Genomic DNA, 14,655 nt, shown 5'->3' on the forward strand with positions numbered 1-14,655 from the left:
TCCTGCTCTACCATGTTTTCGATATCTGCAATTATCTCCAGGGAACCATCACGCGGTCCAGACTTTTCCGTCCCTGAATATAGGAAAGGAAAATTCCGTAGTTGGTGAACGGAATACCGATGGCTTCCAAATCGCGGATGCGTGCCTGCATTTTTTGGCCACTAATCATGCAACCTCCACAATGAATAACCAGACTATATTTCTCCAGCTCTTTGTTTTCCTGGAACTCCCGGCCGAAGTTATGTTCGACTTCTACTCCCGGAAAATGTTGCTGAATGTATCTTGGAATTTGAACAATCCCGATGTCCTCTTTAATCCGGGAGTGATTACAGGCCTCGGCGATCAATATCCGGTCGCCGGCCTTGATGTGCTCCAGCGCATTAATTCCTTCATGGAATCCATTTAGTTTGCCCCGACTAACATAATTAATCATCATGATGGAGAAAGTGGTCAGCAGCATGTCATCTGGTGCCCAATCCTTCATGATGTCCATTGCCTGTGAATCGGTGACAATGGCTTTTGGACGACGTTGCAAACTGGCCAGGAAATCATCCCAGCGTTTTCGCTCAGAAGGATCGCCGCTTCGCGCTTTCCCCAAATCCATCCGGAAGGAAACCGGAAAGGCCCAGTGCCTTGTGATGTATTCTTCGGCCATCGCCTGCGGACGCAAATACCGTCCCGGCGGGGTTTCCTCGTCCATCGGAATATTCAGGATATAAAACTGGTCTTTTTCCACAAAAGGAAGAAGCTCCAGTTGCTGATTCTTCGATTCGAAATTACCAAGAATAAACTCCAGCAACGGTTGGCGGAATGCCGGATTGTTGGCTGTTATTCTTAGTTTATGATGAAACTGAATGTAGGGTAATTCCCTCTCCACGTTGGCAATTTTCTCTTCATCGACCGCCTGAAACAGGTTGTAAATGACCAACAGCTGTTTGTCCAGCTGGCGTGCTTCTTCCAACACCAGGGCCTCTGTTTCAAATTCATCGGTAGATGGATCGATGATCAAAAGGACCAGGTCACATTCCTTTAGCGTGGATAAAACTTTCTTCTTTTTCTTTTCGCCAAGTCCGGTTCCCTCATCCAAACCGGCCGTATCGAAGAGTTTTACCGGCCCCATTCCGTGAATTTCCTGTAACGTTATTTTGGTATCGGCTGTAGTTCCCGGTGTTGAATCGACAATCGAGGTTTCCTGCTGCGTCAACAGGTTCATCAGGGTACTTTTCCCCGAATTCATCTTACCGAAAATGCCAATGTGATCGCGTTCGACAAGCATGGTTATTGATTTCTATTTGGTTACGATTATTTTCTCTTCCCGCCAATTTAGGAAACTTTTTTCTTGTGATTTAGGAAAACGGGCAGGAAAACTGAAATAAGCCACCTTTCCCATAAAATGGAGGCTTTCCCGAAATTCTTTTTAGTTTTGTAATACTCAAACAGCAATCAATGGAAAGAATCGCAATTTTCCCGGGCTCTTTCGACCCTTTCACCATTGGGCACGAATCCATCGTCAGACGTGCCATTCCTCTTTTCGATCAAATCATTATCATGATTGGTTATAACTCGAATAAAAAACCGTTTTATCCGCTGACCAAGCGTAAAGAGTGGATCAAGAAGGTTTTTGAAAATGAGCCGAAAGTCAGTGTTGGAAAATTCGAAGGCCTGACTGTTGATTACTGCCGGAAAGTTCATGCTCAGTACATTTTGCGTGGCTTACGTACCGCTGCTGACTTTGAGTACGAACGTGCCATTGCACAGGTCAACAAGAAGATGCATCCGGAAATTGAAACCGTTTTCCTCTTAACCACACCGGAGCACACACCAATCACTTCGACCATTGTACGCGATATTCTCCGCCATGGTGGAGACGCCAGCATGTTCCTTCCCAAACAATTGGATATTCAGGAATTTTACACCGAACAGGAAGAATCGTGAGTTGATGATGAAAAGATTGTTTTTTATCGTTCTGGCCGGACTAAATCTGGCCTTGCAAGCCAATGCATCGGAAGTAGATATCAACGGGGTTGCCCCGGATTATGCCGGAAAGAAGATCACCTTTTACTATCATCCCGAGCCGGTTTTGTACCAGGATGTTCCATTGGCTTCCACTACGATTAAAGAAGACGGGAGCTTTTCACTTTCGTTCTCCCTTTCCCAAACACGGCAGGTCTATTGCAACCTCGACAAATACCAGGGAGTTCTAGTAGCGGAACCCGGCCAGGACTATCAGATCATTCTTCCCAAATATGTTCCTCTGACTGATTCGCAAAAGAAAAGCCCGTATTTTAAACCCATTCCTTATTGGTTGGGCCTGAAAAATCGTCCGAAAACCGATATTAATTTCAGGATACGGGAATTTGTGGAAGAACTCACCCACGAAATCAACCAAAATGTAAACGACATTTATCACAACGGCTCGCAACGGGTTGCCGGCGAAATAATCGCCAAACTCGAAAAGGCTTTTCCGGATACGAAATCTTCTTATTTCAATGTAACGAAAGAGTACTACTACGCCGGACTCGAATATGATGCCAGCCAAAGGAATCCGGATGCAGTCGTCATGAAATATTTTGCCACCCGACCGGTGCAATTGGGAAATGCCAAATACCAGGAACTGTTCCAGACGATGTTTACCAACTTCCTGAAAAAGAAAGCTCAATCGGTCGATTTTGAAAAAGTAACACCTTTGGTAGACAGCGGCAATTGGAAAGGTCTGGTGGATTTCTTTACAGGAAAAGGATACCATACATCGTTTGCTGAACTAGCGATTCTGAAAGGCCTGAACGACGGTTTTTATTCTTCGTTTTTCGAAAAGGAAGGTATTTTACTAACGTTGAAACACGCTGAAACGGAAGCGACGACTGCCGAATACCGGAACCTGGCCAAAGGCATCACGAAACACCTGACGGAAACGATGACCGGAAGTGAAGCTCCTTCGTTTAACCTAAAAAATAATACTGGAAAGGAAACCGCGTTGAGTTCTTTTCACGGTAGGTATGTGTACCTTAACTTCTTCAGCACCGATAACAACGAAAGCCTGCAGGATCTGAAATTGCTGAAAAATGTTCAGCAGCGTTTTCATCAGGTCCTCACGGTAGTTTCGGTTTCCATGGGCGACAATTTCGACACCGCCAAACAGTTGTGGGAAAAGAATGGTTACACCTGGCCTTTGTTGGATGCCTCAGGCAACCAAAAGCTTGCTGACGCTTATCGCGTAAAAGACGTCCCAACCTTTTACCTGGTAGGTCCCGATGGAAAATTACTGTTGTCGCCGGCACCGGCGGTATCCAGAGGTTTTCAGGCCGCTTTTGTCAGAGTTTTCCGGAGCACAGAGAATCAGCGAAAAAGAGCTGCTTCTTCCCCTTCCAGTAAGTAGCGTTAGGGAAACACTTATGCAAGATGATCGTTTTCTTAAGTTGAATTCGTCCAGCACTTTTAATCGGTCTACTTAAAAAATCTTGTTAATTTTGCATGAAAACAAAAATCAACTACCGCTATGGAAGCTCTACAAATCGAGGTCGCCAAACGATTACTCGCAATAAACACCATTAAAATATCTCCGGAAACACCTTTCACATGGGCATCGGGCTGGAAAGCACCGATTTATTGTGACAACCGCAAGGTGTTGTCGTACCCGGAAACCCGCAAATTTATTTATCAGCAATTTGCCAAACTCATTAAAGAGAAATATCCCGAAGCTGAAGTAGTCGCCGGTGTGGCTACGGGAGCTATTGCTCACGGAGCGTTGGTTGCCGAAGAGTTGGGCTTGCCATTTGTTTATGTTCGCTCGAAGCCGAAAGACCACGGTCTGGAAAACCTCATCGAAGGCGATCTGCAGCCAAGCAAGAAAGTTATTGTCATCGAGGATTTGGTTTCCACTGGATTAAGTTCCCTGAATGCCGTAGCCGCTTTGCGCAACTATGGCGCCGACGTGCTGGGAATGCTGTCCATCTTTTCATACAACTTCTCGATTGCCGCTGATAAATTCAAAGAAGCCAACGTTGAACTGACTCCGCTCAGCAATTACAACCTGCTGCTGAAAGTAGCACACGAATCGGGCGAAATTACCGACAGTCAACTGGAAAATCTGAACCGCTGGAGACAAGATCCGGCTCACTGGGGACGATAATCAAACGATATAATTCTATTTTTGCAGCCGGGCACTCGTTATCAATGCCCGGCTTTTTATTTAACCAAGACAAATACCATGGGAACAGAAAAATATGTGAGCGAGGTAAAAACCGTTGCGTATGAGCAAGGAGTTGTTTACCAGAAACTCTCGAATCTGGAGAATCTGAAACCACTGCTAAAACCTGAAAACATTGAAAAAGTACGCGAGCAGATACCCAATGCTCCGGAAATTAACATCGAGGATTTTGAGGCAACCCCCGATAATTGTTCTTTTAAAATCAGTCCTATCGGGAAAGTGGGAATGAAAATTGTCGAGCGCGAACCGGAAAAGACCATCAAACTAACGGGAGACGGAACCGTTCCTTTCCAGTTTTATTTCTGGATTCAACTTGTCGCGGTCGATGATAGCTCGTGTAAACTACGTCTTACGCTCCATGCCGATCTGAACCCGATGATTAAGATGATGGTGAACAAACATCTAAAAGACGGCATCGATAAAATGGCGGAAGCTATCAGCCGCATACCGTTTGATTTGAACGGAGACTCGTCGGGCGAAATCGAATCGTAATCAAATGATAAATTCCACCTCCTTCAGGTGGAATTGTTGTTTGGTCCCGTCGCGTCTTTCAACAACCAAACGCCCGATTTCGTCTACACCGGTAATTCTACCTTCGAACTCTTCGTCTCCGGCATGGTAAGGCGCCCACTCGTTCATCCGGAATAACCGCTCCTCATACGCTCTGTTGATTTTCTGTACCTCACCAATCTTCAACTGCATATACCAGTCGTCCAACCGATCGCAGAGTTCTTCCAGACATTCATCCAATAAAAATTCTTTATCTGTCAACAATGATAAGGAAACCGGATTAGGCGCATCGCTGAGAAACTCCCACTGGTTAATGTTTAACCCGATGCCTACAATGCTCGAAGCGATAGTTCCTTCGCGCAATGAATTTTCGATCAGAATTCCGGCAATTTTCTTTTTCCCTACGTAAATATCGTTGGGCCATTTAATGTGCACATCGGATACGTAAGCGCTCACAAAATCGGAAACAGCGAGCGCAACGGCTTTTGAGATGAGAAACTGGCTAAGGATGGGGACAAAATCCGGGTAAAGCACAACACTCATGGTAATGTTTTTTCCAGGCTCGCTTTCCCAGTGCTGATTTACCTGTCCCCTTCCCTTCTCCTGAACTGAAGTTGAGTAAACAATTCCTTCCGGCAGACGTTTTGTCATGAGTTGTCTGCTGGCATAGTTATTGGTCGAGTCTGTCCGGCTCAGATGTTCCATCTGGTTGCCAATGATTGTGCGCATATCGTAATTACATTTTGAGTGTAAAGATGGCAACCAATTTTTCAATAACTTAACAAAATCGCAATTTTACAGCGATCTGGTTAAAAAAATTATCTTTGTAATTTTAAATTCAATACATGGTGAATAAGACCCGGAACAGCGATTCCGAACATCTTATCGAGGCAATTGTTGAAGGAATACGCCGCAAGAAAGGCCTCGATATCATAAATATTGACATGAAAAAATTGGGTAATACGGAATGTGACAATTTCATTATTTGCCACGGTAATTCCAATACCCACACCGATTCGATTGCCCACTCAGTTGAAGAAACCGTCGAGGAAATTGAAAATACCAGGGTTTGGCATAAGGACGGATATCAAAATGCTCAATGGATACTCCTCGATTATGGCGAAGTAATGGTGCATGTTTTCCAGGAGCAGTACAGAAGGTTTTACGACCTGGAAGAACTATGGGCCGATGCCCAAATTATACAAATTGAATCAGAAAGTTGAACTCTATATGGCTGATAATAACATCAAAAATAATAACGGATCGGGCATGCCTAATAACAATAAAAAGCCTCAGGGCAACGGCAATAAAGGTCGCTTTAATCCCAAGTTTAATCCCATTTATGTTTATGGGATTATCATCTTGATCTTTATCGCTCTTCAGTATTTTGGCTCAGGCGGCTCACCCGTCGAAACCAACTGGCGCGAAGTAAAAAACACCATGCTGAAAAATGGTGACATCAAGAAAATCGTGGTTGTCAACCGCGAGCGTGCGGAAATATTTTTGAAAGACAGTGCTTACGCAAAATATAAATCGAAATTCGATCAGGGATTTGGTACGCCATCGAAAGCCGGACCACAATTTTATTTTATCATCGGTTCCGTCGACACGTTCGAGCAAAATCTGAAACAAGCACAGTCTGATGTTCCCGAAAAAAATCAGGTAATCCTCACATACGAAACAAGACGGGATATTTTCATGGAAGTTCTCAGCTGGATACTGCCTATTTTATTGCTGGTGGGTATCTGGTGGTGGATTTTCCGCCGGATGAGCCGTGGTGCCGGTGGCGGCGGAGGAGCCAATATCTTCAATGTTGGAAAGTCGCAGGCGAAAGTTTTCGATAAGGACTCCCGCGTTAGCACAACTTTTAAAGATGTGGCCGGATTGTCTGAAGCGAAACAGGAAATCGAAGAAATTGTAGAGTTCCTGAAAAATCCCGGACGCTACACCAAATTAGGAGGAAAAATACCGAAAGGTGCTTTGCTTGTCGGACCTCCCGGAACTGGTAAAACATTGCTGGCCCGCGCCGTAGCAGGCGAGGCCAATGTGCCGTTCTTCTCCATGTCAGGTTCCGACTTTGTCGAAATGTTTGTCGGTGTTGGTGCATCGCGTGTGCGTGACCTCTTCAAACAAGCAAAAGAAAAAGCTCCATGTATTGTCTTCATCGATGAGATTGACGCAATAGGACGTGCCCGTGGACGGAATCCTAATATGGGCTCCAACGATGAACGCGAAAATACGCTGAACCAGTTGTTGACTGAAATGGATGGTTTTGACACCAACTCCGGAGTTATCATTCTGGCAGCGACCAACCGCGCCGATATTCTCGACCGTGCTTTGATGCGTGCCGGACGTTTTGACCGCCAGATTCATGTAGAATTGCCGGATATCAACGAACGGGGTGAAATCTTCCAGGTACACCTGAAACCATTACGAAAAGGCGAAGATGTGGACGTTAGCTTCCTCGCCAAGCAAACACCCGGATTCTCGGGTGCCGATATCGCCAACGTGTGTAACGAGGCTGCTTTGATTGCAGCACGCCGTAAGAAGGAGACCGTACAGAAACAAGATTTCCTCGATGCCGTTGACCGGATTATCGGAGGACTGGAGAAAAAGAATAAAATTATATCGCCCAGCGAAAAGGCAACGATTGCATACCACGAAGCGGGACACGCTACCGTTAGTTGGTTACTGGAACACGCGCATCCGCTCGTGAAAGTAACCATTGTACCCCGTGGAAAAGCATTAGGTGCAGCATGGTATCTCCCAGAAGAAAGACAAATTACGACCCGCGAACAGATGCTGGACGAAGTTTGTGCGACACTAGGTGGCCGGGCTGCAGAAGAAAACGTATTTGGTACTATCTCCTCCGGTGCACAAAATGACCTGGAGAAAGTCTACAAAACGACGTACGCCATGGTCTGCTATTTCGGAATGAGTGATGCAGTAGGAAATGTAAGCTTCTATGACTCTACAGGTCAATCGGATTACAGTTTCAACAAACCTTATAGCGAACATACTGCAGAACTGATTGATCATGAGATAAAAGATCTGATCGATGTTCAATATCAGCGAGCGCGGAAGATTCTAGCCGACAACGCTGAAGGACATAAGCAACTAGCTGAAAAATTACTGGAACGTGAGGTTATCTTTTCGGAAGATTTGGAAGCGATTTTTGGACCCCGCCCGTGGGACCCGCAGAAGGGACCGGAAAAAAAGATCGAAGTTCCTATGGCAGACAACAGCGAAAATAAGCCGCTGACTTCGCCTCCAACTACTTCGCCGAAAGATTCGCCAAAGGATAACAAAGAATCAGCATAACATGAAAAATCCCGGTGCCAGGGAACAAATACTCGACCGGATAAAAAATTCTGCCTTCAGGCAGAAAAGCAAACAAAACGGAATAACCGGAAAGGTGCAGGAAGGGCCCTCTCCGGTTTTTCCCGTTTCTGAACTGCATTTATCGGAGCAGTTCCAGCAGGAACTGGAAAAAATACAAGGCCATTTTCATCTGGCAAAAAGCCGTGACGAACTGCTTGCCCAACTAAAAGGGCTTCAGGATGAATACGAGTGGCCGTTTGTTTTTTGCCGTGATAAAGGCCTCCAGGAAATTTTGAAAGATGCCGGTTTAGAAGTATCTTCCGATATGCAGCGTTTTCCGGAAACGAAAGCAACTTTAACCGGTTGTGAATGGCTAATTGCCGAAACCGGAGGAGTACTGGTTCACTCTGCTAGCACTAGCGGGCGAAAGCTCCACTTTTTCCCGGAAGTGCACATGGTTGTAGCCAGTTCCAATCATCTGGTCAGAACACTGGAAGAAGCACTTGTCAGGCTGGAAGAGAAATATCGTGATGATCTTCCTTCACAAATCACACACATTGCAGGCCCCAGCCGGACAGCTGACATTGAGAAAACACTGGTAATGGGAGCTCACGGTCCCAAGGCGCTGCACGTTTTTCTAACAGAATATGAATAAATAAGAAAGGGAATGTTATGGAAAAAGGTTGGAAACAAATTTTCATGACCGGACAAGACTTTAAGGCACAGATGGCCAAAGACTTGCTTGAAGAGAACGGAATCGAAGCCCTTATCATGAATCATAAAGATTCAACTTTTACTACTTTTGGCGACATAGAAGTTTATGTCCGCGAAGAAGTAGAGGAAAAAGCGCTGGACATATTAAAAAATCTGAAAAGCGGGGAAAATTGAACGATCTGAAAATCCGTACTCTTTGGGGAACTTTGTTTGTAGCTGTGCTTATCGGGGCCACCTGGATAAGCCCCTATACCTTTTCCCTGTTATTTGTCTTCATCAGTAGCTTTACGCTGAAAGAATTTTACGATTTGCTAACGAAATCGGGTGCGGTTCCTCAGCAAAAACTGGGAATATTTGCCGGGATTGTTCTTTTTCTGGTATCCTTTTTTATCGCCCGGGGAGCCTTGTCGGAAGCCTGGCTTCTGACGCTCATTCCATTGATGCTTTCCCTGTTTGTTGCCGAACTCTATCGCAATAAAACACTGGAAATGCCATTCCGGAATATCGCTTACACCACGATTGGTGTTATTTATATTTCGGTTCCTTTCGCACTGCTCAACTTTTTTGTCTATCCCAGAGAGTTAGGATATACGTATGAACCTAAAATATTACTCAGTCTGCTGTTTTTCATTTGGGCCAGCGATTCGGGTGCATACCTGATTGGTTCGAAGTTCGGGAAACACCGGCTGTTCGAACGTATTTCACCCAAAAAATCGTGGGAAGGTTTCTTCGGCGGACTGGCTGCAGCCATCATCGTGGCTGCAATCCTGGCTCAATTCTGGGAACAATACAGCTTTGCGCCGCTGGCCATTATTGCTGCCATTACCGTGATTGCAGGAACCTTCGGCGACCTGATTGAATCCATGTTTAAAAGGAGTCTGGGAGTAAAAGATTCAGGAAACTTTATGCCAGGACACGGCGGACTACTCGACCGCTTTGATAGCATTCTCGTCGCTATTCCGATGGTATATTTTATCCTTGTATTTCTTCGCTGAACATTATTTACGTAAATTTGCCCAGCATTTTTAAGACCAACAATGAGAATACACAAAGAAGGCTATGCCATTATTGCAGTTGCCATACTGATTTGGGCACTACTGAACGGACTGGTGTGGGAAACCCGTGAACCGTATTTCTTCGTGTTCATGCTGCTGATTTCAACACCGGTACTGGCATTAACCATTCGTTTTTTCCGGTACCCCGAAAGAGAAATCAATTCCGGTGACAAAACAATTCTGGCACCGGCTGACGGACAAATTGTTACCATCGAAGAGACAACCGAAACGGAATATTTCCAGGATCGCAGATTGCAGGTTTCCGTTTTTATGTCGCTGTTCAATGTGCATGTTAACTGGTTACCCGTTGCCGGGAAAATCAAATACGTAAAACACCACAACGGACGATATATGTCGGCTTACCTGCCAAAATCATCCACCGATAACGAACGGACTACAACCGTTGTCGAAATGGAAGATGGTACCGAAATTCTGGTACGGCAAATTGCGGGTGCAATGGCTAAACGCGTGGTTACGTACGCCAACGAAGGAGACACAATGGAACAAGGCGGTGAACTAGGCTTCATCAAATTCGGTTCCCGCGTAGACGTATTCCTTCCGGTTGGTACTGAAGTAACAGCCGACATGTGCGAAGCCGTTACCGGACGACAAACTATCCTGGCCCGACTGAAATAAAGCATCAAAAAGCTTAGGCAATCATGCGCAAACACATTCCGAATTTCCTTACATCACTCAATATTGTCAGTGGTAGTCTTTCTGTCACCTTTGCTCTCGAAGGTCATATTAACCTGGCGGTGTTAACGATGTTTTTAGCGTCTCTATTTGATTTTTTCGACGGGATGAGTGCTCGTTTGCTAAAAGCGTACTCTCCTATCGGGAAAGAGCTGGATTCGCTGGCAGATATGATTTCATTCGGATTAGCTCCGGGAATGATTGTACTGACACTTCAAAAATATGCTCTTTTCGGCGATGTTCGCTCATTGGTAGGTTCCACCGGTGGATGGCTCACCTGGGTATTCCTCCTAAGCGCTTTCTTTATTCCGGTGATGTCCGGATTGCGGTTAGCTAAATTCAACATCGATGAACGGCAGGCTACTTCCTTTATCGGGTTACCCACTCCTGCCAACGCCATCTTCTTCGCATCGCTGGCGCTAATTGCCGAAAACGGGAATATGCCGGCACTGGACACGATTCTACTCAATCCTTACAGCCTGCTCTTTTTCACGATAGTGATGTCACTGCTGCTGGTTTCTGAGATTCCAATGTTCTCGCTGAAAATTAAACACCTGAAATGGCGTGGCAACCAGGTACGCTACCTGTTTCTCTTGACAACGCTTGTGCTCATCTATTTCTTCAGCTTTTACGGCATCACGCTTTCCATCTTGCTTTATATTCTTATCTCTTTCACATTAAGCCTAAAAAAGACGGTTTAAGCTTCTCTTCATCTGCAATTGATTTCGGTAAGAGGATTAAGCGTTACTTTTACCGAAAAACTTTGATGACGCCTTCTCCGCGAAAACGATAAAACGCAACGCACAGTTTCTCAATACAATATTCATCGATAAAAAAGGGCCGCCTTTCAAAAGACAGCCCTCGATTCGTTTCAAACAAACGGATTATTCTTCTTCCAGTTTGTGTTCGTATTTTTTGAGCGCATACTGCACTGCTTTTAAGCTGATATAGATAAGTATCGGCCAGCTTAACAACCATAATATCGATTCCAAATACATAACTAAAGTTTTTTCGGTTTAATAAACGTGACCTTCACCCTCACCGCTAATTTCCGATTCGGTGATTTTCTCGCGGTTAATGGATTTCCACGCATACCAGATATAAGCCAGTACGAACGGTACCATCAACGAAACGTAACTCATCACTGTCAAGGTAAATTTCGACGACGAACTATTCACGATGTTCAGCGACGACTGCAAATCGAAATTCGAGGGATAGTAGCAGGTGTTATTGTAACCGGCAACCAGCATCAGGGCAAATACGGTGAGTACCGTTCCGATTCCGGCATACCAAATTCCGTTGGTTTTGTCTTTCAACAGCGAACTGATGATTCCCCAAAGAACGCCAACAACACCAACCAGGAAGATGATCAATACCAGCGGCATTTGCAGGAAGTTGTGCAAGTACTTATAAGGTTCCATCGATACCTCGAGAGTTTTCGGATCGTAAGCAAATCCTTTGATAAGCAACAGACGAATCACGAAATAGAGGAAGAATACCAGGAACGGAATGGTATTATACAGCAACTGTTTCTTGGCATTCTTAAAAATGGGTTCGTGATCGATGCTGTTCATGAAATACAATAACGCCAGAACTCGGGCCAGGAAAAAAATCGCCAGGCCCATCGCTACGTTACTGAATGTCAAAACAGCTTCTAATCCGTGTGCCGGATTTTCCCACTGCGAAAGGTTCATGTTGCTAACGGAAAAGTTCGCGCCGTTGAAAAATGTTCCAACCACAACGCCAAGAAGAACTGTTCCCAACAATCCGTTGACAAAAAGGAACGCGTCGAAAGTGCGCTTGCCCAGGAAATTACTCGGCCGGCTGCGATATTCGTACGAAACGGCCTGAATAATAAAGGCAAACAACAAGGCCATCCAGGCCCAGTAGGCTCCACCAAAGCTGGTGGAATAGAAAAGCGGGAAAGAAGCGAAAAATGCTCCACCAAAAGTTACCAGCGTGGTAAAGGTAAATTCCCACTTGCGACCAAGTGCATTGACAATCATGGTGCGCTCGTTACTGGTTTTTCCCAGTCGGTAAATCAGCGTCTGACCTCCCTGAACAAACATCAGGAAAACAAGTAACGCTGCTAAAAGTGATATGATGGCCCACCAATAGTGTTGGAGGGTTAAATGACTCATTGATCCAAACATGGTTAGTGTCCTCCGTCTTTAGGTCCGATTTTAACTTGTTTCGTCATGATTTTCACCTCGGCAATCAACAGCAGGGTGAAGATGAAGGCAAACATCCAGAAAGTTACCTGAACAGCACTCGCATCGATGTGCGATACGGCTGCCACTGTTGGCAACAGATCCTGAATCACCCAGGGCTGACGGCCAACTTCGGCCAATGTCCAACCTGACATCGAGGCAACGTAAGCCAGTGGCATGGTAATAATTGCCAATCGCAGGAACCATTTTTTCTTTTCCATCGTGCCTCTGGTAACCCAAAGAAGAGCGAAGAAGAAGAAGAACACGAAATAGGTTCCGAGCATAACCATAATACGGAAGCTATAAAATACAAGAGGTATATCGGGTATCAAATCGGTCGGATTCTTAATGTACCCATATCCGAAATACTTGAAATAATCTTTCTGGAAACTATCAGACATGAACTTGGCACGCAAGGTAGCAGCTTCGTCTGTGTTTCCGTCATCCTTGGCCGTCTTGTAATCTTTCAATAGTTGAATGGCCTCTTTACCCCGGGCAATCTTCTCCGGAGCCGACAGAATGTTGTGCTCACTGTTTCCATTCAGCATATCTTTTATCCCGGGCATAAACTGGGTTGTATTCAGATAAGCCAGCACAGACAAACCTTTGGGAATTTCGACCCTGAAAAGGAAATTCTTTAATTGTTTATACTCCGGATCGGATTGTTTGGTAGAAAGTACGCCCATGGCTATCAAACCCGGTCCATTCTGACCTTCGTAAAGGCCTTCCATGGCAGCAAGTTTCATTGGCTGGTGGTAAGCCACCTGCTGCGTTGATGCGTGACCGAAGCCGATAACAAAAATCGAGCTAATCAGACCAAAAACGGCTGAAACCAGGATACTTTTCCGGGCAAAAACAATCTCCCGCTTTTTCAGAAGATACCAGGCCGAAATACCAATCACGAAGATGGCCGCTAACTCAAATCCTGAGAAAATCGTGTGGAGGAACTTACTGGTCGCCACCGGCGAGAGAAATACATCCCAGAAATTAACCATTTCATTCCTGGCCGTATCCGGATTAAACTGCATTCCTACCGGGAATTGCATCCAGCCGTTGGCCACCAATATCCACAATGCCGAGAGGTTTGCTCCCAGCGCTGTCAGCCACGTGGATGCCAGGTGAAAGCGCTTGCTCACCTTCCCCCATCCAAAGAACATCACGGCAATGAAGGTCGACTCCATAAAGAAAGCCATAATACCTTCGATGGCCAGCGGTGCACCAAAGATGTCACCTACAAACCAGGAATAGTTAGACCAGTTGGTTCCAAATTCAAATTCCAGAATAATTCCGGTAGCCACACCAATGGCGAAATTAATCCCGAACACTTTCATCCAGAACTTGGTAATTTTTTTCCACTCAGGATTTCCGGTCTTCACATAGATAGTCTCCATGATTGCCAGAATAAACGTAATCCCAAGTGTCAGTGGGACGAATAACCAATGGTACATCGCGGTGAGTGCAAATTGAGCCCTCGACCAGTCTACCAAGGATAGATCAAGTAATTCATTCATGTTTTACGATTATTTGATTAATTGATTATTTGATATTGGTCAGATTCTCGATGACGTGCTCTCCCCTTTCCTTATCGGTCTTAAAATTCTGCTTTAGCAAATCGGGAAAGAAAAACAGTTTGAGCACAAAGAACATCACAAACAGTTTCACTAAAATGATTACCCAGAGACCTTTTCCCCACGTCATCTGTCGGAAGCCTTCATAATAGAAGTGGACGATTTTCTTCAATATTCTCATTCCGTGTAAACATTATGTGCATTAAACAACTAAACCACTTAACAAAAGAAATTCGGAGTTGTTTACTTAGTTTCATTCTGAATAAGCGTGCCTACAATGAACTCCTTCATCATTAAAATGTATGGAGGTTCATGTTAAGCATCTGAATGGCAAATTTTAATATTATGTAATGCTGTATTTCATTTAGGTACAGTAA

The 14,655-nt window shown here is 45.0% G+C and carries 16 protein-coding genes; 11 read left to right on the forward strand and 5 right to left on the reverse strand.

Annotated features, from left to right (window positions below; all coding sequences use genetic code 11):
* Positions 1–31 precede the first annotated feature (31 nt).
* Entirely contained in the window at positions 32–1,276 is a 1,245-nt protein-coding gene (locus GJU87_RS15040; RefSeq protein WP_153640249.1) for a GTPase, read from the reverse strand.
* Positions 1,277–1,446: 170 nt separating this feature from the next.
* On the opposite strand from GJU87_RS15040, the gene coaD reads away from it, so the two are divergent.
* From coaD to GJU87_RS15060, 4 genes are all read left to right on the forward strand, one after another.
* A complete protein-coding gene (coaD, locus tag GJU87_RS15045; protein WP_153640250.1) occupies positions 1,447–1,935 on the forward strand; it encodes a pantetheine-phosphate adenylyltransferase in 489 nt (162 codons plus the stop codon).
* Between the two features lie 4 nt (positions 1,936–1,939).
* Positions 1,940–3,376 carry a TlpA disulfide reductase family protein gene (locus tag GJU87_RS15050; protein ID WP_194831547.1) on the forward strand — a complete coding sequence of 479 codons (1,437 nt, stop codon included), beginning with the start codon at positions 1,940–1,942 and terminating at the stop codon, positions 3,374–3,376.
* A gap of 120 nt (positions 3,377–3,496) precedes the next feature.
* Positions 3,497–4,129: an orotate phosphoribosyltransferase gene (pyrE, locus tag GJU87_RS15055; RefSeq protein WP_106540353.1), complete on the forward strand. Its 633-nt coding sequence runs from the start codon at positions 3,497–3,499 to the stop codon at positions 4,127–4,129.
* 78 nt (positions 4,130–4,207) lie between these two features.
* Positions 4,208–4,699: an SRPBCC domain-containing protein gene (locus GJU87_RS15060; protein WP_153640252.1), complete on the forward strand. Its 492-nt coding sequence runs from the start codon at positions 4,208–4,210 to the stop codon at positions 4,697–4,699.
* On the opposite strand, the gene GJU87_RS15065 is transcribed toward GJU87_RS15060, so the two are convergent.
* A complete protein-coding gene (locus GJU87_RS15065) occupies positions 4,700–5,446 on the reverse strand; it encodes a biotin--[acetyl-CoA-carboxylase] ligase (protein WP_153640253.1) in 747 nt (248 codons plus the stop codon).
* 116 nt (positions 5,447–5,562) lie between these two features.
* Between GJU87_RS15065 and rsfS the strand changes: the two genes are divergently transcribed.
* The 7 genes from rsfS to pssA are packed head-to-tail and all read left to right on the forward strand — an operon-like array spanning position 5,563 to position 11,201.
* Positions 5,563–5,940 (forward strand): ribosome silencing factor, encoded by a 378-nt coding sequence (gene rsfS, locus GJU87_RS15070; protein ID WP_153640254.1) that lies wholly within the window; start codon positions 5,563–5,565, stop codon positions 5,938–5,940.
* Entirely contained in the window at positions 5,924–8,038 is a 2,115-nt protein-coding gene (ftsH, locus tag GJU87_RS15075) for an ATP-dependent zinc metalloprotease FtsH (protein WP_228492008.1), read from the forward strand. The genes rsfS and ftsH overlap by 17 nt, the downstream gene beginning before the upstream one ends.
* Position 8,039: 1 nt before the next feature.
* Positions 8,040–8,693, forward strand: a complete 654-nt coding sequence (locus GJU87_RS15080) for a lactate utilization protein (protein ID WP_153640256.1) — start codon at positions 8,040–8,042, stop codon at positions 8,691–8,693.
* Between the two features lie 17 nt (positions 8,694–8,710).
* On the forward strand, positions 8,711–8,926 hold the full coding sequence (locus tag GJU87_RS15085) for a putative signal transducing protein (RefSeq protein WP_153640257.1): 216 nt from the start codon (positions 8,711–8,713) through the stop codon (positions 8,924–8,926).
* A complete protein-coding gene (locus tag GJU87_RS15090; RefSeq protein ID WP_194831548.1) occupies positions 8,923–9,747 on the forward strand; it encodes a phosphatidate cytidylyltransferase in 825 nt (274 codons plus the stop codon). Before GJU87_RS15085 ends, GJU87_RS15090 begins: the two co-directional genes overlap by 4 nt.
* 42 nt (positions 9,748–9,789) lie before the next feature.
* Positions 9,790–10,443: a phosphatidylserine decarboxylase family protein gene (locus GJU87_RS15095; RefSeq protein WP_153640259.1), complete on the forward strand. Its 654-nt coding sequence runs from the start codon at positions 9,790–9,792 to the stop codon at positions 10,441–10,443.
* 23 nt (positions 10,444–10,466) lie between these two features.
* A complete protein-coding gene (gene pssA, locus GJU87_RS15100; RefSeq protein ID WP_153640260.1) occupies positions 10,467–11,201 on the forward strand; it encodes a CDP-diacylglycerol--serine O-phosphatidyltransferase in 735 nt (244 codons plus the stop codon).
* Between the two features lie 315 nt (positions 11,202–11,516).
* On the opposite strand, the gene GJU87_RS15105 is transcribed toward pssA, so the two are convergent.
* Genes GJU87_RS15105 through GJU87_RS15115 form a run of 3 tightly spaced genes read right to left on the reverse strand, consistent with a single transcriptional unit; the run spans position 11,517 to position 14,459 of the window.
* Entirely contained in the window at positions 11,517–12,641 is a 1,125-nt protein-coding gene (locus tag GJU87_RS15105; RefSeq protein ID WP_228492009.1) for a cytochrome d ubiquinol oxidase subunit II, read from the reverse strand.
* Positions 12,642–12,655: 14 nt separating this feature from the next.
* Positions 12,656–14,221 (reverse strand): cytochrome ubiquinol oxidase subunit I, encoded by a 1,566-nt coding sequence (locus GJU87_RS15110; RefSeq protein WP_153640262.1) that lies wholly within the window; start codon positions 14,219–14,221, stop codon positions 12,656–12,658.
* A gap of 25 nt (positions 14,222–14,246) precedes the next feature.
* Positions 14,247–14,459 (reverse strand): DUF4492 domain-containing protein, encoded by a 213-nt coding sequence (locus GJU87_RS15115; RefSeq protein WP_153640263.1) that lies wholly within the window; start codon positions 14,457–14,459, stop codon positions 14,247–14,249.
* Between the last annotated feature and the right edge of the window lie 196 nt (positions 14,460–14,655).

Origin of the sequence: Prolixibacter sp. NT017, assembly GCF_009617875.1 — a bacterium.
Classification (GTDB): domain Bacteria; phylum Bacteroidota; class Bacteroidia; order Bacteroidales; family Prolixibacteraceae; genus Prolixibacter.